This is a genomic window from Pseudomonas sp. AK181 (genome assembly GCF_051122975.1).
In the GTDB taxonomy this organism is placed as follows: domain Bacteria; phylum Pseudomonadota; class Gammaproteobacteria; order Pseudomonadales; family Pseudomonadaceae; genus Aquipseudomonas; species Aquipseudomonas lactis.
The window spans coordinates 6119677-6139715 of the sequence record NZ_CP146348.1 but is presented as its reverse complement, the minus strand read 5'-3'; the positions used below and the strand labels follow the sequence as shown (position 1 = coordinate 6139715).

Below are 20039 nucleotides of genomic sequence, written 5' to 3'. Positions count from 1 at the left end.
GACTCGCGCTAAACTGCGCGGGTTTTTAGCCCCCCATTCTCCGGAGCCTTCCATGTCCCGCGTTACCTTGAGTCGCTATTTGATCGAGCAGACCCGCAGCAACAACACGCCTGCCGATCTGCGCTTCCTTATCGAAGTGGTGGCGCGTGCTTGCAAGGAAATCAGCCACGCCGTTTCCAAAGGCGCACTGGGCGGTGTCCTGGGCAGCATGGGCACTGAAAACGTGCAGGGCGAAGTGCAGAAGAAACTGGACGTGCTGTCCAACGAAATTCTGCTCGAAGCCAACGAATGGGGCGGCCACCTGGCCGGCATGGCGTCCGAAGAAATGGACAATGCCTACCAGATCCCAGGCAAATACCCGAAGGGCGCATACCTGCTGGTATTCGACCCACTGGACGGTTCGTCCAACATCGACATCAACGCACCGGTCGGCACTATCTTCTCGGTACTGCGTTGCCCCAACGAATACCTGAGCCAGAACGAAGCCCTGAACGAAAAGGCCTTCCTGCAGCCAGGCACTGAGCAAGTGGCTGCCGGTTACGCGATCTACGGCCCACAGACCATGCTGGTGCTGACCCTGGGCGATGGCGTTAAAGGCTTCACCCTGGACCGTGAAATGGGCAGCTTCGTACTCACCCACGAAGACATTTCGATTCCTGCTTCTACCCAGGAATTTGCCATCAACATGTCCAACCAGCGCCACTGGGAAGAACCGGTCAAGCGCTACGTCAACGAGCTGATGGAAGGCGAAGAAGGCCCGTTGAAGAAGAACTTCAACATGCGCTGGGTAGCCGCGATGGTTGCCGACGTGCACCGCATCCTGACCCGTGGTGGCCTGTTCATGTACCCACGCGACAGCCGCGAGCCTTCCAAGCCAGGCAAACTGCGCCTGATGTACGAAGCCAACCCGATGTCGTTCCTGGTTGAACAGGCAGGCGGTGCGTCCACCGACGGCCACCAGCGCATCCTCGACATTCAGCCTGAAGGCCTGCACCAGCGTGTGGCGGTGTTCCTGGGTTCGAAGGAAGAAGTTGAGCGCGTGACGGCCTATCACAAGAAGTAAGCCGTAACGAGCGGTGAGCCGCTGTGTTGTGAGGTGGATCACCGTTAAAGAGGCCCCGAAACGTTTCAGCGTTTTTGGGGCTTTTTTGTTTTTGCTTGCCGGGAACCAGACACCTCTTTTCCCTTCTAAGCTTCTGGCAGATACCCCAGCTGCTTTGTCTCTCCAGGAGCTTTTCCATGTCTATACGCCGTCTCGCCCTGCTGGCTTTTTGCGTGCTCTTAGCCGCTTGCAGCAAGGTCACCCAAGAAAACTACCAAAAGCTCTCAGCCGGCATGGCCAAGGCCGAGGTGGAGTCGTTGCTGGGCAAGCCAACCGATTGTTCCGGCGCACTGGGCATGTCCAGCTGCACCTGGGGCGATAAAAACAGCTTTATCAGCGTGCAGTACGCCGGTGACAAAGTTCTGATGTTTTCCGGGCAAGGCCTGAAGTAAACCGGGGCGCGAGCCTGCGGGAGAAGAAGAATGATGCGTTTTGTTTTGTTCCTTTGCGCCAGCCTGTTTTTGGCGGGCTGTGCCAGCCATTCTGGCGATGATCTGCAACCCAAGACTGCGAGCAACGTCAACCTCAAGCGTTACCAGGGCACCTGGTATGAGTTGGCCCGGTTGCCGATGTACTTCCAGCGCAACTGTGCGCAATCTGAAGCCCGCTATACCTTGCTGCCTGATGGTGACATGTCGGTGTTCAACCGCTGCCTGACGCCTGAGTGGAAGTGGCAAGAGGCCAAAGGCACGGCGACGCCGCAGGTGCCAGGCAAGACCGACAAGCTGTGGGTGGAATTCAATAACTGGTTTACGTCACTGTTGCCGGGCGTTGCCAAGGGCGACTACTGGGTGTTGTACGTCAGCGATGACTACAAGACCGCCATCGTCGGCAGCCCGAGCCGGCGCTATATGTGGATCCTGTCGCGCACGCCGACGGTGAGTGCCGATACCCGCGAAGATCTTCTGAGCAGGGCGCGACAGCAAGGGTATGACACCACGCGACTGATCTGGCGTACGTCGGACAAGCAGATGGCAAAGTCCTCTCAGTAGTCCTGAGTACCCTCAATCCAATGTGGGAGCTGGCTTGCCTGCGATAGCATCAACCCGGTGTAACTGATGCACCGAGTTGTCTGTATCGCAGGCAAGCCAGCTCCCACAGTTGTTATGGATTGGCCGTTAGTGCAGCAAGTCCTTCAGGACCTGGGTGAATGCCTGGCGGCTGTCTTCTCCGCCAGCATGATGCCCGTCTCGCACCACCCACTTGCCATTGACCAGTACATCGCGCACTTGCCGATCACCACCGGCAAATAGCCAGCGGTTGAGAATCCCATCCTCACTGGCCGTCGCCAGGTACGGATCGCTACCGTCCAGCACAATCCAATCCGCACGCTTGCCCACTTGCAGCCGACCAATCGGCTGGCCCAGCGCTTGTGCGCCACCGTCCAGCGCAGCATCGAACAGCGTGCGACCCACCATCGGTTGATCACTGCGGTACAGCCGATTACGCCGCTGATCACGCAGGCGCTGGCCGTATTCCAGCCACCGCAATTCTTCCACCACGCTCAATGACACATGGCTGTCGGAACCGATGCCCATGCGCCCACCTTGGGCGAGAAAATCCACCGCCGGGAATATCCCATCGCCCAGGTTGGCTTCGGTGGTCAGGCACAAACCGGCAATCGCTCGGCTGTTGGCCATGCGGGTGACTTCATCGGCATCGGCGTGGGTGGCATGCACCAGGCACCAGCGCTCATCCACCTCGACATTGTCATACAGCCACTGCAACGGGCGCTTGCCGCTCCAGGCCAGGCAGTCGTCGACTTCTTTTTTTTGTTCAGCGATGTGGATGTGCACCGGGCAGGCCTTGTCACTGGCGGCCAGCACGGTATGGATTTGTTCGGGGGTTACGGCGCGCAGGGAATGGAAGCACAGGCCCAGTTGCTGCGCTGGTTGTGCCGCCAGAATGGGCTGCAAGCGGGCTTGCAGGTCCAGGTAGTGTTCAGTGCTGTTGATAAACCGTCGCTGGCCTTCATTTGGCGCCTGGCCACCAAAGCCTGCGTGGGTGTAGAGCACCGGCAGCAAGGTCAGGCCGATCCCGCTGCCGGCGGCCGCCTGGCTGATCTGGCGGGACAGTTCCGTACGGTCGGCGTAGGGCTGGCCGCTGAGATCGTGATGCACGTAATGAAACTCGGCCACTGAGGTGTAGCCGGCCTTGAGCATTTCGATATACAGCTGGCGCGCGATGACCTGTAACTGCTCGGGGTTGATCTTGCCGACCATGCGGTACATCAAATCGCGCCAGGTCCAGAAACTGTCATTGGGGTTGCCGGCCACTTCGGCCAAGCCTGCCATGGCGCGCTGGAAGGCATGGGAGTGCAGGTTCGGCATGCCCGCCAACACCGGGCCCCTGAGCCGTTCGGCGCCTTCTGCGCTGGCATTGGGCTCAACCTTTGTCAGCAGGCCATCGGCGCTGACTTCAAGACGTACATCATTGGCCCATCCATTAGGCAGCAGTGCGCGTTCGGCAAAGAAAGCGGACATGATCAAGGCACCCCGGTCGTGTGTTTATTTGTATATACATATACAGACGTTTGCCTGCTCGGTAAACTCCGGCAATCTATGCATCTTTTTCCCCCGCAAGGATTCCCTGTGCCGACTCCGCCCGCCAACTCTTCGCTGGCTGCCCACATGGACGAAAGTCCGGCGCCCTTGTATGCCCGCGTCAAACAGATGATCAGCCAGCAGATCCTCAACGGCAACTGGCCGCCCCATTACCGTGTGCCGTCGGAAAGCGAACTGGTCAGCCAGTTGGGCTTTAGCCGCATGACCATCAACCGCGCCCTGCGCGAGCTGACCGCCGAAGGTTTGCTGGTGCGCATGCAAGGCGTCGGTACGTTCGTGGCTGAGCCTAAAAGCCAATCGGCCCTGTTTGAAGTGCACAACATCGCCGATGAAATCGCCTCCCGCGGGCATCGACACACTTGCCAGGTGATCACCCTGGGCGAAGAGGCCGCCGGTTCCGAGCGCGCCGTTGCCTTGGAAATGCGCGAAGGCGGGCGGGTGTTCCACTCGTTGATCGTGCATTACGAGAACGACATTCCCGTGCAAATCGAAGACCGTTTCGTCAACGCCCTGGTTGCGCCGGAATACCTGCAGCAAGACTTCACCCAGCAAACCCCCTATGCCTATTTGAACCAGGTGGCGCCGTTGACTGAGGGTGAGCATGTGGTCGAAGCCATCCTCGCCGATGCCGCCGAGTGTAAGTTGTTGCAGATCGAGCCGAGCGAGCCTTGCCTGTTGATTCGTCGGCGCACCTGGTCGGGTCGCCAGCCGGTGACGGCGGCGCGGTTGATCCACCCCGGTTCCCGTCACAGCCTCGAAGGACGCTTCAGTAAATGAGTGAGATCAACGTCTGGCGCGCCACCAACTACGTACGCATGCCGTGGAAAAACGGCGGCGGCAGCACTGAAGAAATCTCCCGTGATGCGGGCACCGGCCTGGACGGTTTTGGCTGGCGTCTGTCGATTGCCGACATCGCCGAGTCGGGTGGTTTCTCCACCTTCGCGGGCTATCAACGCGTAATCACGGTAATCAAGGGCGCCGGCATGGTGCTGACCGTAGACGGTGAGGAGCAACGTGGGTTGTTACCGCTGCAGCCGTTCGCGTTCAAGGGCGAAAGCCAGGTGTCATGCCGTTTGATCACCGGGCCGATTCGCGACTTCAACCTGATCTACTCGCCACAGCGTTACCATGCACGCTTGCAGTGGGTGGATGGCGTGCAGCAGTTTTTCAGCACCGCGCAGACGGTGCTGGTGTTCAGCGTGGCGGATGAAGTGAAGGTGCTGGGCGAGAAGCTTGGTCACCATGATTGCCTGCAAGTGGACGGTAACACGGGCCTGCTGGATATCTGCGTCACTGGCCGCTGCTGCATCATCGAACTGACTGCACGCGGTTAAAAACTGTGGGAGCTGGCTTGCCTGCGATAGCGGTGTATCAGCCTAGGATGTGCTGACTGACACACCGCTATCGCAGGCAAGCCAGCTCCCACATTTGTTTGTGCGCTGTTCCCAAGACCGCGCACCAATTTGTTACCGAACGCCCCAGCGTGACGCAAAGCCGCGCTGTCGTGACAAATCCCCTTTGCCATAAAACATCTCCGTAAGAAATTTCATCAACCCTCTAGGCCTTGATTATCAAGGCTTGCGCGCAGCTGCGAAAAAAATCTGCAGGGCTCATTTCAAAAGTTGGCCGCTCGATTGCATATGCTTGTACATACAAGTAAAGATGTGTGCGTAAGACCTCGCACCATCCATGTCCGCGCATCGATCGCCGAGGAGTCCTAGCTGTGACCAAGCCTACAAAATACCGTGACGTCGAAATCCGCGCCGCCCGCGGTAACAAGCTCACCGCCAAAAGCTGGCTGACCGAAGCGCCGCTGCGCATGCTGATGAACAACCTCGACCCGCAAGTGGCCGAGAACCCCAAGGAACTGGTGGTGTACGGCGGTATCGGCCGTGCGGCGCGCAACTGGGAGTGCTACGACCAGATCGTCGAGAGCCTCACCAATCTGAACGACGACGAAACCCTGCTGGTGCAATCCGGTAAGCCGGTCGGCGTGTTCAAGACCCACAGCAACGCCCCGCGCGTGCTGATTGCCAACTCCAACCTGGTGCCGCACTGGGCCAGTTGGGAGCATTTCAATGAACTGGATGCCAAGGGCCTGGCCATGTACGGCCAGATGACCGCCGGCAGTTGGATCTACATCGGCAGCCAAGGCATCGTTCAAGGCACCTACGAAACCTTCGTCGAAGCCGGCCGCCAGCACTACAACAGCGACCTGACCGGTCGTTGGGTGCTCACCGCCGGCCTCGGCGGCATGGGCGGCGCGCAGCCATTGGCCGCGACCCTGGCCGGCGCGTGCTCGCTGAACATCGAGTGCCAACAAGTCAGCATCGACTTCCGCCTGAACAGCCGCTACGTCGACGAGCAAGCCACCGACCTCGACGACGCCCTGGCGCGCATCGCCAAATACACCAAGGAAGGCAAGGCTATCTCCATCGCGTTGCTGGGCAACGCCGCAGAGATCCTGCCAGAACTGGTCAAGCGTGGCGTGCGCCCGGACATGGTCACCGACCAAACCAGCGCCCACGACCCACTCAACGGTTACCTGCCGGCCGGCTGGACCTGGGACGAATACCGCGCTCGCGCCAAGACCGAGCCGGCCGCCGTGATCAAGGCCGCCAAGCAGTCGATGGCCGTACACGTCAAAGCCATGCTCGAATTCCAGAAGCAAGGCATCCCGACCTTCGACTACGGCAACAACATCCGCCAGATGGCTCAGGAAGAAGGCGTGGAAAACGCGTTCGACTTCCCAGGTTTTGTGCCGGCCTACATCCGCCCGCTGTTCTGCCGTGGCATCGGCCCGTTCCGCTGGGCGGCGCTGTCCGGCGACCCGCAGGACATCTACAAGACCGACGCCAAAGTCAAAGAACTGATCCCGGACGACGCCCACCTGCACAACTGGCTGGACATGGCTCGCGAGCGCATCAGCTTCCAGGGCCTGCCGGCGCGTATCTGCTGGGTCGGCCTGGGCCAGCGCGCCAAGTTGGGCCTGGCGTTCAACGAAATGGTGCGCAGCGGCGAGCTGTCCGCGCCGGTCGTGATCGGCCGTGACCACCTGGACTCCGGCTCGGTCGCCAGCCCGAACCGCGAAACCGAAGCCATGCAGGACGGCTCCGACGCTGTGTCCGACTGGCCATTGCTCAACGCCTTGCTCAACACCGCGAGCGGCGCCACCTGGGTCTCGCTGCACCACGGTGGTGGCGTGGGCATGGGCTTCTCCCAGCACTCGGGGATGGTGATTGTCTGCGACGGTACTGACGAAGCGGCCGAGCGGATTGCCCGCGTGCTGCACAACGACCCGGCGACCGGGGTGATGCGCCATGCCGATGCGGGTTACCAGATCGCTATCGACTGCGCCAAGGAGCAGGGCCTGAACCTGCCGATGATCAAGTAACGGCTGGCGTAGAGCCTGTGGGAGCTGGCTTGCCTGCGATGCAGACGACGCGGTCTGACAGTAAGACCGAGGTGATGCTATCGCAGGCAAGCCAGCTCCCACAAAAGAGCAAGATGCATACAAAACAATCCATTAGAGGTTGAACAACATGGCTGCAAACGACACCACCCCGTTGATCGAGAAACGTTCGATCGACTACATCCCGGAAGCGGAAAGACATGGTCGTCTATTCAGTCAATTCACCCTGTGGATGGGTGCCAACCTGCAGATCACTGCGATTGTCACTGGGGCGTTGGCCGTGGTGCTGGGCGGTGATGTGTTCTGGTCGTTGATCGGCTTGCTCATCGGTCAATTGATCGGCGGTGGCGTCATGGCGCTGCATGCGGCGCAAGGGCCCAAGCTTGGCCTGCCGCAGATGATTTCCAGCCGGGTGCAGTTCGGCGTGTACGGCGCGGCCATTCCGATCGTGCTGGTGTGCTTGATGTACCTGGGCTTCACCGCCACCGGTACCGTGCTGTCGGGCCAGGCGCTGGGCCAGTTGTTCGGGGTCAGCGATAGCGTCGGCATCCTGATCTTCGCCAGTGTCATCGTACTGGTTACGGTGCTGGGTTACCGCGTGATTCACTTCATCGGCCGGGTTGCCAGCCTGATTGGCGTGGTTGCCTTTGTGTACCTGTTCAGCCGCCTGATGAGCCAGACCGACGTTGGCGCACTCCTGCAAATCCGCCACTTCAGCTGGAGCAGTTTCCTGCTGGCCGTGTCACTCGCGGCCTCCTGGCAGATCGCCTTCGGCCCTTATGTGGCGGACTACTCGCGTTACCTGCCGAGCCGCACGTCATCGGTGAAAACCTTCCTCGCGGCTGGCGCAGGTTCGGTCATCGGGGCCCAAGTGGCGATGGTTCTCGGCGTGTTTGCCGCGGCCATGTCCAACGGGCAGTTTGCCGGCCACGAGGTGGCGTACATCGTGGGCTTGAGCGGCACGGGGGCCACCGCTGCGTTGCTGTACTTCAGCATCGCGTTCGGCAAGGTCACCATCTCGACGCTCAATTCCTACGGCAGCTTCATGTGCATCGCCACTATCATCAGCGGCTTTCGTGGGCGCCTGGAGGTTACGCGTCTGCAGCGTCTGGTGTTCGTGCTGATGATCGTCGGCACGGCCACGCTGATCGCGTTGCTCGGCCAGCATTCGTTCCTCGGTGCATTCAAGTCGTTCATCTTGTTCCTGCTGGCGTTCTTTACGCCCTGGAGCGCGATCAACCTGGTGGATTACTACTGCATCACCCGCGAGCGTTATGACGTGCCGGCGCTGGCCGACCCGAACGGTCGCTACGGCCGCTGGAACCTGCTGGGCATCAGCGTCTACGTATTCGGCGTGCTGGTGCAGTTGCCGTTCATCTCCACCAAGTTCTACACCGGCCCCCTGGTGGCCGCGCTGGGGGATGTGGATATCTCCTGGATCATCGGCCTGGTACTGCCGGCGGCCCTGTATTACGTGTGTGCAAAAAAATGGCACGGCACGGTACCCGATCACCTGATCCTGCCAAAAGAGCAGGGCGCTTCACCCACAACAAACGGGCTGGCTGCACAAGCCTGATGGGACGTGGACAGGGCAGGACGCCTACTGACTGCCGTAATCCATTTCATGATTGGGAGCGTCACAACAATGACTATGAATAAGACCTTGCTGGCTACTTTGTTCGCCGCTGGCGTGCTGGCAAGCGCCGGCGCCCAGGCGGCCGGCTGGTGTGAATCCGGCAAGCCGGTGAAATTCGCCGGCCTGAATTGGGAAAGCGGCATGTTGCTCACCGACATCCTGCAAACCGTGCTGGAAAAAGGCTACGACTGTAAAACCGACAGCCTGCCGGGCAATTCCATCACCATGGAAAACGCCCTGGGCAGCAACGACATCCAAGTGTTCGCCGAGGAGTGGGTAGGCCGCAGCGAGGTCTGGAACAAGGCCGAGAAGGCCGGCAAAGTCGTCGGCGTCGGAGCTCCGGTGGTCGGCGCGGTCGAAGGCTGGTACGTGCCGCGCTATGTGATCGAAGGCGACGCCAAGCGCAAACTCGAACCCAAGGCGCCGGGCCTGAAAAGCATCGCCGACCTGGCCAAATACGCCTCGGTGTTCAAGGACCAGGAAGAGCCGTCCAAGGGCCGCTTCTACAACTGCCCGGCCGGCTGGACCTGCGAGCTGGACAACAGCGAAATGCTCAAGAGCTACGGCCTGGAAAGCAGCTACACCAACTTCCGCCCGGGCACCGGCCCGGCGCTGGATGCAGCGGTGCTGTCGAGCTACAAGCGTGGCGAGCCGATCCTGTTCTACTACTGGTCACCGACGCCGCTGATGGGCCAGGTCGACCTGGTCAAGCTGGAAGAAAAGCCCGGCGTGGATAAAACCGTGAGCATCAAAGTCGGCCTGTCCAAGACCTTCCATGAGCAAGCCCCGGAACTGGTGGCCGTGCTGGAAAAGGTCAACCTGCCCATCGACCTGCTGAACCAGAACCTGGGCCGCATGGCCAAGGAGCGGATCGAGTCGCCGAAACTGGCGAAAATATTCCTCAAGGAACATCCTGAAGTCTGGCACGCCTGGGTGAGCGAAGACGCAGCCAAGAAAATCGACGCGGCCTTGTAGGTCAAGGGTGCACGGCTACCCTCAAGGGTGGCCGGGCGGCTGGCCACAACCCACTGGATCGAGAGCACGATATGTTTCCTGAGAGCTTTACCTTTTCCATCGCCGACTGGGTCAACGGTTGGGTGGACGCACTGGTCACCAACTACGGCGATGTGTTCCGGCACATCTCCGATACGCTGCTGTGGGCCATCGTCAACCTGGAAGGCCTGCTGCGCGCAGCGCCCTGGTGGCTGATGCTGGCCATCGTCGGGGGCATCGCCTGGCACGCCACACGCAAGGTGGTGACCACGGCGGTGATTGTCGGCTTGCTGTTCCTGGTGGGCGCGGTTGGCCTGTGGGACAAGCTGATGCAAACCCTGGCATTGATGATGGTGGCCACGGTGATCTCGGTGTTGATCGGCATCCCCCTGGGCATCTTGTCGGCGCGCAGTAATCGCTTGCGTTCGGTGCTGATGCCGCTGTTGGACATCATGCAAACCATGCCCAGCTTCGTGTACCTGATCCCGGTGCTGATGCTGTTCGGCCTGGGCAAGGTCCCGGCGATTTTCGCCACGGTGATCTACGCCGCGCCGCCGCTGATTCGCCTCACCGACCTGGGTATTCGCCAGGTCGATGGCGAAGTCATGGAAGCCATCAACGCTTTCGGTGCCAACCGCTGGCAGCAACTGTTCGGCGTGCAATTGCCGCTGGCGCTGCCAAGCATCATGGCCGGTATCAACCAGACCACCATGATGGCGCTGTCGATGGTGGTGATCGCCTCGATGATCGGTGCCCGTGGCTTGGGTGAAGACGTGCTCGTCGGCATCCAGACCCTCAACGTCGGCCGCGGCCTTGAAGCCGGGCTGGCGATCGTGATTCTTGCAGTGGTCATCGACCGCATTACCCAGGCTTATGGCCGCCCACGGCATGAGGCGAGCAAATGACGACTGTCAGCAAAATCGAAGTCAAAAACGTCTTCAAGATTTTCGGCGCGCGCGCCCAGGATGCGCTGGCCATGGTCGGCCAGGGCAAGACCAAAGACCAGGTACTGGCCGAGACCGGTTGCGTGGTCGGTGTGAATGACCTGTCCCTGAGCATCGGCACCGGTGAGATCTTTGTGATCATGGGCTTGTCGGGTTCGGGTAAATCCACCCTGGTGCGCCACTTCAATCGCCTGATCGACCCCACCAGCGGCGCGATCCTGGTGGACGGCGAAGACATCCTGCAACTGGACATGGAAGCCCTGCGCCAATTCCGTCGGCACAAGATCAGCATGGTGTTCCAGAGCTTCGGCCTGCTGCCGCACAAGAGCGTGCTCGACAACGTTGCCTACGGCCTCAAAGTGCGTGGCGAGACCAAGCAGGTTTGCGCCGAACGTGCGTTGCACTGGATCGAAACCGTGGGCCTCAAGGGCTACGAAAACAAATACCCGCACCAGCTGTCCGGCGGCATGCGCCAGCGCGTGGGCCTGGCTCGCGCCTTGGCGGCTGACACCGACATCATCCTGATGGACGAAGCCTTCAGCGCCCTCGACCCGTTGATCCGCGCCGAGATGCAAGACCAGTTGCTGGAGCTGCAAAAGACCCTGCACAAGACCATCGTGTTCATCACCCACGACCTCGACGAGGCCGTGCGCATCGGCAACCGCATTGCGATCCTCAAGGACGGCAAGCTGATCCAGGTCGGCACCCCGCGAGAGATTCTGCACTCGCCGGCGGATGAGTATGTGGACCGCTTTGTTCAGCGGCGGGCGGCGGTGGTCTGATCCGGGCTTGATCGTTCCCACGCTCCGCGTGGGAACGCATTCCGTGACGCTCCGCGTCACTTGGGGGGACGCAGAGCGTCCCAGACGGCGTACCCACGCAGAGCGTGGGAACGATCAAGATGCTGTAGAGATTATGAAGAGGTCAACGATGTCCCAGGCAACAACAATCATCATCGCCGACACCCCAATGCGCTGGCAGGACGTCACCGCCGTTGCCCGTCACGGCGCCATACTCGAACTCTCCGGCCACGCCTGGGCGCGCATCGACAATGCCCAAGCCATCGTGCAGCGCATCGTTACCAGCGGCGAGCGCGCCTATGGCGTGAACACCGGCCTGGGCGCACTGTGCAACGTCTCGCTCAAGACCGAGCAACTGAGCCAACTGTCGCGCAACACGCTGCTGAGCCACGCCTGCGGCGTCGGCCCGGTGCTCAGCGATGAGCAAACCCGCGCGATCATCTGCGCGGCGGTCATCAACTACAGCCACGGCAAGTCCGGCCTGCATCCGCAGGTGGTGCACGCGCTGCTGGCGCTGCTCAACCATGGCATCACCCCGCAAGTGCCGTCCCAAGGCTCGGTGGGGTACCTGACCCACATGGCCCATATCGGCGTGGCCCTGCTGGGCGTCGGCAATGTGAGCTACCGCGGCCGTATCGTCCCGGCGCAACAAGCCCTCAGCGAAGAAGGTTTGCAGCCCGTGGTACTCGGCGCCAAGGACGGCCTGTGTCTGGTCAATGGCACGCCTTGCATGACCGGCCTGAGCTGCCTGGCCCTGGCCGATGCGCATCATTTGCTGCAATGGGCCGACGTGATCGGTGCCATGAGTTTCGAAGCCCAGCGCGGCCAGATCGACGCCTTCGACGAAGAAATCATTGCCCTCAAGCCGCACCTGGGCATGCAGCATGTAGGTATCAACCTGCGTGCCCTGCTCGACGGCAGTGAGGTGATTGCCAGCAGTAAAGGTATTCGCACCCAGGACGCCTTGAGCATTCGCTCGATCCCGCAGATTCACGGCGCGGCCCGCGACCAGGTGGAACACGCCACACGCCAGATCGAGACCGAACTCAACAGCGCCACCGACAACCCGCTGGTGCTGGGCACGCCAGACAATTACCGCGTGGTGTCCCAGGCCAACCCCCACGGGCAGTCCGTCGCGATGGCGGCCGATATGCTCGCCATCGCCATGGCCGAGATCGGCTCGGTGGCCGAGCGCCGCCTGGACCGCCTGGTCAACCCGCATGTCAGCGGCCTGCCAGCCTTTCTGGTGAGCAACCCGGGCGTCAACTCCGGGATGATGATCGTGCAGTACGTCGCCGCGTCCTTGTGTGGGCAGAACCGCCAGTTGGCGCAACCTGCCGTGCTCGACAACTTCGTCACCTCGGGCCTGCAGGAAGACCACTTGAGCATGGGCACCAACGCCGCGCTCAAGCTGCACCAGGTGCTGGCCAACGTCACCCAGATACTTGCCATCGAGTACCTGCTGGCGGCCCAGGCTTTCGAGTTTCTCAAGGACCAGCGCTTCGGCGCCGGTACTGATCGCGCCTGGCGTTTGCTGCGCGAAGTGGTCCCCGCCTATGAGCAGGACCGCTGGCTGGCGCCGGATATAGCCGCCGCTGCCCAGCTGCTTAAAGACACTGCATTACCGAATTTGCACTGAACACCTAAGAACAATTCACAAGGAGAATGAATGTGACTGCGCTAAACCTGATTCCAGGCCAACTGAGCCTCGCACAACTGCGTGCCATCTACCAGCAGCCAGTAGCCCTCAGCCTGGATGACAGCGCCTCGGCCCAGATCGAAGCCAGCGTTGCCTGCGTGGAGCAGATTCTCGCCGAGAACCGCACCGCCTATGGCATCAACACCGGTTTCGGCCTGTTGGCCTCGACCCGCATCGCCAGCGAAGACCTGGAAAACCTCCAGCGCTCCCTGGTGCTCTCCCATGCTGCTGGCGTCGGTGAGCCGATCAGCGATGCGCTGGTGCGACTGGTCATGGTGCTCAAGGTCAACAGCCTGAGCCGTGGCTTCTCCGGGATTCGTCGCCAGGTGATCGACGCGCTGATCGCGCTGATCAATGCCGAGGTGTACCCGCACATTCCCCTTAAAGGTTCGGTCGGCGCCTCCGGTGACCTGGCGCCGTTGGCGCATATGTCTCTGGTACTGCTTGGTGAAGGTAAGGCGCGTTACAAGGGCGAATGGCTGGAGGCTACCGAAGCGCTGAAAGTCGCCGGCCTCACGCCGCTGACCCTGGCAGCCAAAGAAGGCCTGGCCCTGCTCAACGGTACCCAGGTGTCCACGGCCTATGCCCTGCGTGGCCTGTTCGAAGGCGAAGACCTGTTCGCCGGTGCCCTCGCGTGCGGCGGCCTCACTGTGGAAGCGGTACTGGGTTCGCGCTCGCCGTTCGATGCGCGTATTCATGCGGCGCGTGGCCAACGTGGTCAGATCGACTCGGCAGCGGCCTATCGCGACCTGCTCGGTGAGAGCAGCCAGGTGTCCCAATCGCACCAGAACTGCGACAAGGTACAAGACCCGTATTCCTTGCGTTGCCAGCCGCAGGTCATGGGCGCCTGCCTGACTCAATTGCGCCAGGCCGCCGAAGTGCTGGTGGTAGAAGCCAATGCAGTGTCGGATAACCCACTGGTCTTTGCCGTCGAAGGCGACGTGATTTCCGGTGGCAACTTCCACGCCGAACCGGTGGCCATGGCTGCCGACAACATGGCGCTGGCCATTGCCGAAATCGGCTCCCTGAGCGAGCGCCGGATCTCGCTGATGATGGACAAGCACATGTCGCAACTGCCGCCGTTTCTGGTGGGCAATGGCGGGGTGAACTCCGGTTTCATGATTGCCCAGGTGACTGCCGCAGCACTCGCCAGCGAGAACAAGGCGCTGGCCCATCCCCATAGCGTCGACAGCTTGCCGACCTCGGCCAACCAGGAAGACCACGTGTCCATGGCCCCGGCTGCGGGCAAGCGTTTGTGGGAAATGGCCGAGAACACCCGGGGCATCCTCGCGGTGGAATGGCTCGCGGCGTGCCAGGGCCTGGACCTGCGCGACGGCCTGAAGACCTCGCCCAAGCTGGAAAAAGCCCGTGGCATCCTGCGCGGCAAAGTGGCGTTCTATGACAAGGACCGTTTCTTCGCCCCGGACATCAACGCCGCCAGCGAACTGCTCGCCAGCCGCTGCCTGAATGAGCTGGTGCCGGCCAAGTTGCTGCCAAGCCTCTGACCGCGACTCGGTCTGTGCCTGATCATTCCCACGCTCCGCGTGGGAATGCATCCTGTGACGCTCTGCGTCACCGCTCTAAAAGCGGACGCGGAGCGTCCAGGTCGGAGTTCCCACGCCGAGCGTGGGAACGATCTTCTCCTCATAAGAATAATTAGGGACGAGAAATGCACCAGCCAGAAAAAGGTTTGAAACGCGGGCTCAACGCCCGACATATTCGCTTTATGGCCCTGGGTTCCGCGATCGGTACCGGGCTGTTCTATGGCTCTGCCTCCGCCATCCAGATGGCCGGCCCGGCCGTGCTGCTGGCCTACCTGATCGGCGGCGCCGCCGTCTTCATGGTGATGCGCGCCCTCGGTGAGATGGCCGTGCACAACCCGGTGTCCGGCTCCTTCGGCCACTACGCCAGCACCTACCTGGGCCCGATGGCCGGGTTTATCCTCGGCTGGACCTACGCCTTTGAAATGATCATCGTCTGCCTTGCCGACGTTACCGCGTTCGGCATCTACATGGGCTTCTGGTTTCCCGAAGTGGCCCGTTGGGTCTGGGTGCTGGGCATCGTGTTTTTGATCGGCGGCCTGAACCTGTGCAACGTCAAAGTCTTTGGCGAGATGGAGTTCTGGCTGTCGCTGCTCAAGGTCGGCGCCATTGTGGCGATGATCCTCGGCGGTTTTGGCATCATGCTGTTCGGCATCCACTCGGCAGGCGAAACCCAGGCCAGTGGCCTGAGCAACCTGTGGGCCCACGGCGGCTTCATGCCTAACGGCATCGGCGGGTTGATTGCCTCGTTTGCGGTGGTGATGTTCGCCTTTGGCGGCATCGAAATCATCGGCATCACCGCCGGTGAAGCCAAGGACCCGCAGCGCGTGATCCCCAAGGCGATCAACGCGGTGCCGCTGCGTATCCTGCTGTTCTACGTGCTGACCCTGTTCGTGTTGATGGCGATCTACCCGTGGCCGCAGATCGGCAGCCAGGGCAGCCCGTTCGTGCAGATCTTCAGCAACCTGGGGATTGGCTCGGCGGCGACTATCCTCAATATCGTGGTGATCTCGGCGGCGGTGTCGGCGATCAACAGCGACATCTTTGGCGCCGGCCGCATGATGTACGGCCTGGCTCAACAAGGGCAGGCGCCCAAGGGCTTCGCGCAATTGTCCAAACAAGGCGTGCCGTGGATGACCGTGGTGGTCATGGGCGCCGCCTTGCTCGGCGGTGTGGTGCTCAACTACCTGATCCCGGAAAACGTGTTCCTGCTGATCGCTTCGATTGCCACCTTCGCCACCGTGTGGGTCTGGCTGATGATCCTGTTTACCCAGGTCGCCATGCGCCGCTCGATGACCAAGGCGCAGGTCGCCGAACTGAAATTCCCGGTGCCGTTCTGGCCCTATGCGCCGGCAGCGGCCATTGTGTTCATGCTGTTTGTGTTTGGTGTACTCGGTTACTTCCCCGACACCCAGGCGGCGTTGATGGTGGGCGCCGTGTGGATCGTGCTGCTGATCATCGCCTACTGGCTGTGGGTCAAGCCCGCCGCCGGGCAAACGGCCAAGGTCGATTACGACCCGGTTTTGTCTCATCGATAACTTAGGGAGGCGTTGATGAAAACGCTTTGGCAACACTGCCACGTCGCAACCATGGCCAATGGCAAATACTCGATCATCGAGGATGCCGCCATGGTGACTGCCGGCTCGCTCATCGAGTGGGTCGGCCCCCGCAGCCAGGCGCCGACGGCGGATTACGCCCAGGTGCATGACCTGCAAGGCGCGTGGGTTACCCCGGGGCTGATCGATTGCCACACCCATACGGTGTTTGGTGGCAATCGCAGCGGCGAATTCGAGCAACGCCTCGAAGGCGTCAGCTACGCCGAGATCGCGGCCAAGGGCGGCGGCATTGCCAGCACGGTGCGTGCCACGCGTGCAGCAACGGAAGATGAATTGTTTCTGAGCGCTGAAAAGCGTCTGCGCAGCCTTTTGCGTGACGGCGTGACTACCGTGGAAATCAAGTCCGGCTACGGCCTGGACCTGGCTAACGAACGCAAGATGCTGCGCGTGGCCCGGCGCCTGGGTGACGCGCTGCCGGTCAGCGTGCGCGCCACGTGCCTGGCCGCCCACGCGTTGCCGCCGGAGTACAAGGACCGCGCCGACGATTACATCGAGCACATCTGCAGCCAGATGCTGCCGGCTCTGGCCGCCGAGGGCTTGGTGGATGCGGTCGATGCCTTCTGTGAATACCTGGCGTTTTCCCCCGAGCAGGTTGAGCGGGTATTCAAGGTCGCCCAGCAACTTGGCCTGCCGGTGAAGCTGCACGCCGAGCAGCTCTCATCGCTGCACGGTTCCAGCCTGGCGGCGCGCTACCATGCGCTGTCGGCCGATCACCTGGAATTCATGACCGAAGAAGACGCTATCGCCATGGCTGCGGCCGGTACCGTCGCCGTGCTATTGCCGGGCGCGTTCTACTTCCTGCGTGAAACCCAGTTGCCGCCCATGGACGCCCTGCGCAAACACGGCGTGAAGATTGCCATCGCCAGCGACCTCAACCCCGGTACTTCACCGGCGTTGTCGGTGCGGCTGATGCTGAACATGGCCTGCACCCTGTTTCGCATGACCCCGGAAGAAGCCCTGGCCGGCGCCACGCAACACGCGGCCACCGCATTGGGCTTGGGCGATACCCATGGCTCCCTGGAAGTGGGCAAAGTCGCGGACTTTGTCGCCTGGCAGATCGACCGCCCCGCCGACCTGGCCTACTGGCTGGGTGGCGAACTGGATAAACGCGTCGTGCGCCACGGCGTCGACGTCACTGTTTGAGAGGATGCTGTTGTGGATAAGGTTCTGACATTCAAACAAGGCCGCGTACCGCTGCTGATCAGCATGCCCCACGCCGGCCTGCGCCTCACCCCTGCGGTCGAGGCCGGGTTGATCCCCGAGGCGCAAAGCCTGCCGGACACCGACTGGCATATCCCCCTGTTGTATGACTTTGCCGAAGAACTGGGCGCCAGCACCCTGGCTGCGCAGTACTCGCGGTTTGTCATCGACCTCAACCGGCCTTCCGACAACACGCCGCTGTATGCCGGCGCTACGACCGGCCTGTACCCCGAGACGCTGTTCGACGGCGTGCCGTTGTTCCGTGAAGGGCAAACGCCCTCCGACGAAGAGCGGGCCAGCTACCTGCAAAAAATCTGGGGGCCGTACCATCGCCAACTGCAAGAAGAACTGGCGCGCCTCAAGGCCGAATTCGGCTACGCGCTGCTGTTCGACGCGCACTCGATCCGCTCGTTGATCCCGCACCTGTTTGACGGCAAATTGCCGGACTTCAATTTGGGTACCTTCAACGGCGCTGCGTGCGACCCGCAGCTGGCCAGCCAGCTGGAAGCCATCTGCGCCCAGCATCCGCAATACACCCATGTGCTGAATGGGCGCTTCAAGGGCGGCCATATCACCCGTCACTACGGCAACCCGGCGCAGGATATCCACGCGGTGCAACTGGAGTTGTGCCAGAGCACCTATATGGAGGAGTTCGAGCCGTTCCGTTATCGCCCTGATCTGGCCGAGCCGACGCAGGTGGTGTTGAGGCAGTTGCTGGAAGGGCTGTTGGCTTGGGGGCAGAAGCACTACCGGTAATGGTTGGTGCTGCTGCAATAGCTTTTGCGAGCAAGCCCGCTCCCACACTTGACCGCGCTCTATCATGAGAATGCGCTCGAAATGTGGGAGCTGGCTTGCCTGCGATAACGGTGGTTCAGCAACACTTTTATCAACTGACACACCGCCATCCCGGCAAAGGGCTGGTCCACGGTTGTTTGCGGGCACGCGGCCAGGTGCCGGAGGTGGATCGGCTGTATGACTATCTGCTCGGTTATCTGAGGCGCCAACTGCTGACACAGGTCTAAGTGCTCAAGGACATGCTCATTGCACAATTCGGGTTTATGATGCCAGACGGCAAAATAATAGACGTCCCCCCAGGGATGAACCCGACACCCTACGGAGCACGCAATGCAGACTTGGTACCCGCAGATCAAACCCTACGCCCGGCACGATCTGGCTGTCGATGACACCCACACCCTGTATGTCGATGAAAGTGGCTCCCCCGAAGGCTTGCCTGTCGTGTTCATCCATGGCGGCCCCGGCTCCGGTTGCGACGCCCAGAGCCGCTGCTATTTCGACCCGAACCTCTACCATATTGTCACCTTCGACCAGCGTGGCTGCGGCCGCTCCACGCCACGGGCCAGCCTGGAGAACAACACCACCTGGGATCTGGTCGCCGACCTTGAACGCATCCGCGAGCACCTGGGCATCGACAAGTGGGTGCTGTTCGGCGGCTCCTGGGGCTCGACCCTGGCCCTGGCCTACGCGCAAACCCATCCCGAGCGTGTGCTCGGCCTGATCGTGCGCGGCATCTTCCTCGCCCGCCCCCAGGATATTCGCTGGTTCTACCAGGAGGGCGCGAGCCGCCTGTTCCCGGATTACTGGCAGGACTACGTGGCCCCGATCCCGGTGGAGGAGCGCCACGACATGATCGCCGCTTATCACAAGCGCCTGACCGGCAATGACCAGATCGCCCAGATGCACGCGGCCAAAGCCTGGTCGGGCTGGGAAGGCCGCATGCTGGGCCTGTGCCCGAGCCCACAGCATGTGGAGCGGTTTTCCGAGCCGCAGCGCGCCTTGTCCATCGCACGTATCGAATGCCATTACTTCACCAACAACTCCTTCCTGGAACCCAACCAGCTGATTCGCGATATGCACAAGATCGCCCATCTGCCCGGCGTCATCATCCATGGCCGCTACGATATGATCTGCACGCTGGATAACGCCTGGGAACTGCATCAGGCCTGGCCCAACAGCGAGTTGCAGGTGATCCGTGAAGCCGGGCATGCGGCATCCGAGCCGGGCATCACTGACGCGCTGGTACGCGCGACCGGCGAAATGGCCCGGCGCTTGCTCGACCTGCCGCCTGAAGAAGCATGAAGGGCCTGTTGCAGCGGGTGCGTGGCGCCCGGGTCGAGGTCGCGGGTGAGGTGGTCGGCTCAATCGACCAGGGTTTGCTGGTGCTGGTCGCCGTCGAGCCTTCAGATACGCCCGAAAGCGCCGACAAACTGTTGCACAAGCTGCTTAACTACCGGGTGTTCAGTGACGAGGAGGGCAAGATGAACCTGTCCCTCAAGGATATCGGCGGCGGTTTGCTGCTGGTGTCGCAGTTCACCCTGGCGGCGGATACCAAAAGCGGGCTGCGGCCCAGCTTCTCCACGGCGGCTCCACCGGCCCTGGGAGCGGCGCTTTTTGATCACTTGTTGTTACAAGCGCAACAATTGCATGGCAAGGTGGCGTCAGGGCGTTTTGGCGCGGATATGCAGGTGCACTTGGTCAATGATGGCCCTGTGACCTTCCTCTTACAGACATGAA

At 61.5% G+C, this 20039-nt stretch carries 18 protein-coding genes and 1 pseudogene; 18 read left to right on the top strand and 1 reads right to left on the bottom strand.

Annotated features, from left to right (window positions below; genetic code table 11):
• Positions 1-52 precede the first annotated feature (52 nt).
• The 3 genes from V8689_RS27970 to V8689_RS27960 all read left to right on the top strand — a co-directional run bounded on the left by V8689_RS27970 (position 53) and on the right by V8689_RS27960 (position 2094).
• Positions 53-1063, top strand: a complete 1011-nt coding sequence (locus V8689_RS27970; RefSeq protein WP_003187818.1) for a class 1 fructose-bisphosphatase — start codon at positions 53-55, stop codon at positions 1061-1063.
• Positions 1064-1239: 176 nt separating this feature from the next.
• Positions 1240-1494 carry a hypothetical protein gene (locus V8689_RS27965; RefSeq protein ID WP_003187823.1) on the top strand — a complete coding sequence of 85 codons (255 nt, stop codon included), beginning with the start codon at positions 1240-1242 and terminating at the stop codon, positions 1492-1494.
• A 30-nt stretch (positions 1495-1524) separates the two neighbouring features.
• Positions 1525-2094: a lipocalin family protein gene (locus tag V8689_RS27960; RefSeq protein ID WP_014716529.1), complete on the top strand. Its 570-nt coding sequence runs from the start codon at positions 1525-1527 to the stop codon at positions 2092-2094.
• A gap of 126 nt (positions 2095-2220) precedes the next feature.
• On the opposite strand, the gene V8689_RS27955 is transcribed toward V8689_RS27960, so the two are convergent.
• Positions 2221-3585: a formimidoylglutamate deiminase gene (locus tag V8689_RS27955; RefSeq protein ID WP_056782665.1), complete on the bottom strand. Its 1365-nt coding sequence runs from the start codon at positions 3583-3585 to the stop codon at positions 2221-2223.
• A 147-nt stretch (positions 3586-3732) separates the two neighbouring features.
• On the opposite strand from V8689_RS27955, the gene hutC reads away from it, so the two are divergent.
• The 15 genes and pseudogenes from hutC (at position 3733) to dtd (ending at position 20038) form a co-directional block, all read left to right on the top strand.
• Positions 3733-4443: a histidine utilization repressor gene (hutC, locus tag V8689_RS27950; protein ID WP_224796965.1), complete on the top strand. Its 711-nt coding sequence runs from the start codon at positions 3733-3735 to the stop codon at positions 4441-4443.
• A complete protein-coding gene (locus V8689_RS27945; protein ID WP_056782666.1) occupies positions 4440-5000 on the top strand; it encodes a HutD/Ves family protein in 561 nt (186 codons plus the stop codon). Before hutC ends, V8689_RS27945 begins: the two co-directional genes overlap by 4 nt.
• A 389-nt stretch (positions 5001-5389) precedes the next feature.
• On the top strand, positions 5390-7060 hold the full coding sequence (gene hutU / locus V8689_RS27940; protein ID WP_014716533.1) for a urocanate hydratase: 1671 nt from the start codon (positions 5390-5392) through the stop codon (positions 7058-7060).
• A 148-nt stretch (positions 7061-7208) separates the two neighbouring features.
• A complete protein-coding gene (locus V8689_RS27935; RefSeq protein ID WP_056782667.1) occupies positions 7209-8654 on the top strand; it encodes a purine-cytosine permease family protein in 1446 nt (481 codons plus the stop codon).
• Positions 8655-8723: 69 nt separating this feature from the next.
• Positions 8724-9689, top strand: coding sequence for an ABC transporter substrate-binding protein (locus tag V8689_RS27930; RefSeq protein ID WP_056782668.1), 966 nt, complete (start codon positions 8724-8726; stop codon positions 9687-9689).
• 71 nt (positions 9690-9760) lie between these two features.
• On the top strand, positions 9761-10612 hold the full coding sequence (locus tag V8689_RS27925; protein ID WP_003187838.1) for an ABC transporter permease: 852 nt from the start codon (positions 9761-9763) through the stop codon (positions 10610-10612).
• Positions 10609-11433 carry a quaternary amine ABC transporter ATP-binding protein gene (locus V8689_RS27920; RefSeq protein WP_003187840.1) on the top strand — a complete coding sequence of 275 codons (825 nt, stop codon included), beginning with the start codon at positions 10609-10611 and terminating at the stop codon, positions 11431-11433. The genes V8689_RS27925 and V8689_RS27920 overlap by 4 nt, the downstream gene beginning before the upstream one ends.
• 148 nt (positions 11434-11581) lie before the next feature.
• On the top strand, positions 11582-13090 hold the full coding sequence (hutH, locus tag V8689_RS27915; protein ID WP_056782669.1) for a histidine ammonia-lyase: 1509 nt from the start codon (positions 11582-11584) through the stop codon (positions 13088-13090).
• A gap of 26 nt (positions 13091-13116) precedes the next feature.
• Complete coding sequence (gene hutH, locus V8689_RS27910) at positions 13117-14655, top strand: histidine ammonia-lyase (RefSeq protein ID WP_156408301.1); 1539 nt, start codon at positions 13117-13119, stop codon at positions 14653-14655.
• 164 nt (positions 14656-14819) lie between these two features.
• Positions 14820-16229, top strand: a complete 1410-nt coding sequence (locus V8689_RS27905; RefSeq protein ID WP_014716540.1) for an amino acid permease — start codon at positions 14820-14822, stop codon at positions 16227-16229.
• 15 nt (positions 16230-16244) lie between these two features.
• On the top strand, positions 16245-17450 hold the full coding sequence (gene hutI, locus V8689_RS27900; protein ID WP_056782670.1) for an imidazolonepropionase: 1206 nt from the start codon (positions 16245-16247) through the stop codon (positions 17448-17450).
• 12 nt (positions 17451-17462) lie between these two features.
• A complete protein-coding gene (gene hutG / locus V8689_RS27895; RefSeq protein WP_056782671.1) occupies positions 17463-18263 on the top strand; it encodes an N-formylglutamate deformylase in 801 nt (266 codons plus the stop codon).
• Between the two features lie 146 nt (positions 18264-18409).
• A pseudogene (locus V8689_RS27890) lies at positions 18410-18529 on the top strand (alpha/beta hydrolase); the annotation flags it as partial.
• 103 nt (positions 18530-18632) lie between these two features.
• Positions 18633-19604: a prolyl aminopeptidase gene (gene pip, locus V8689_RS27885; protein ID WP_014716544.1), complete on the top strand. Its 972-nt coding sequence runs from the start codon at positions 18633-18635 to the stop codon at positions 19602-19604.
• A complete protein-coding gene (gene dtd, locus V8689_RS27880; RefSeq protein WP_003187854.1) occupies positions 19601-20038 on the top strand; it encodes a D-aminoacyl-tRNA deacylase in 438 nt (145 codons plus the stop codon). The genes pip and dtd overlap by 4 nt, the downstream gene beginning before the upstream one ends.
• Position 20039 lies beyond the last annotated feature (1 nt).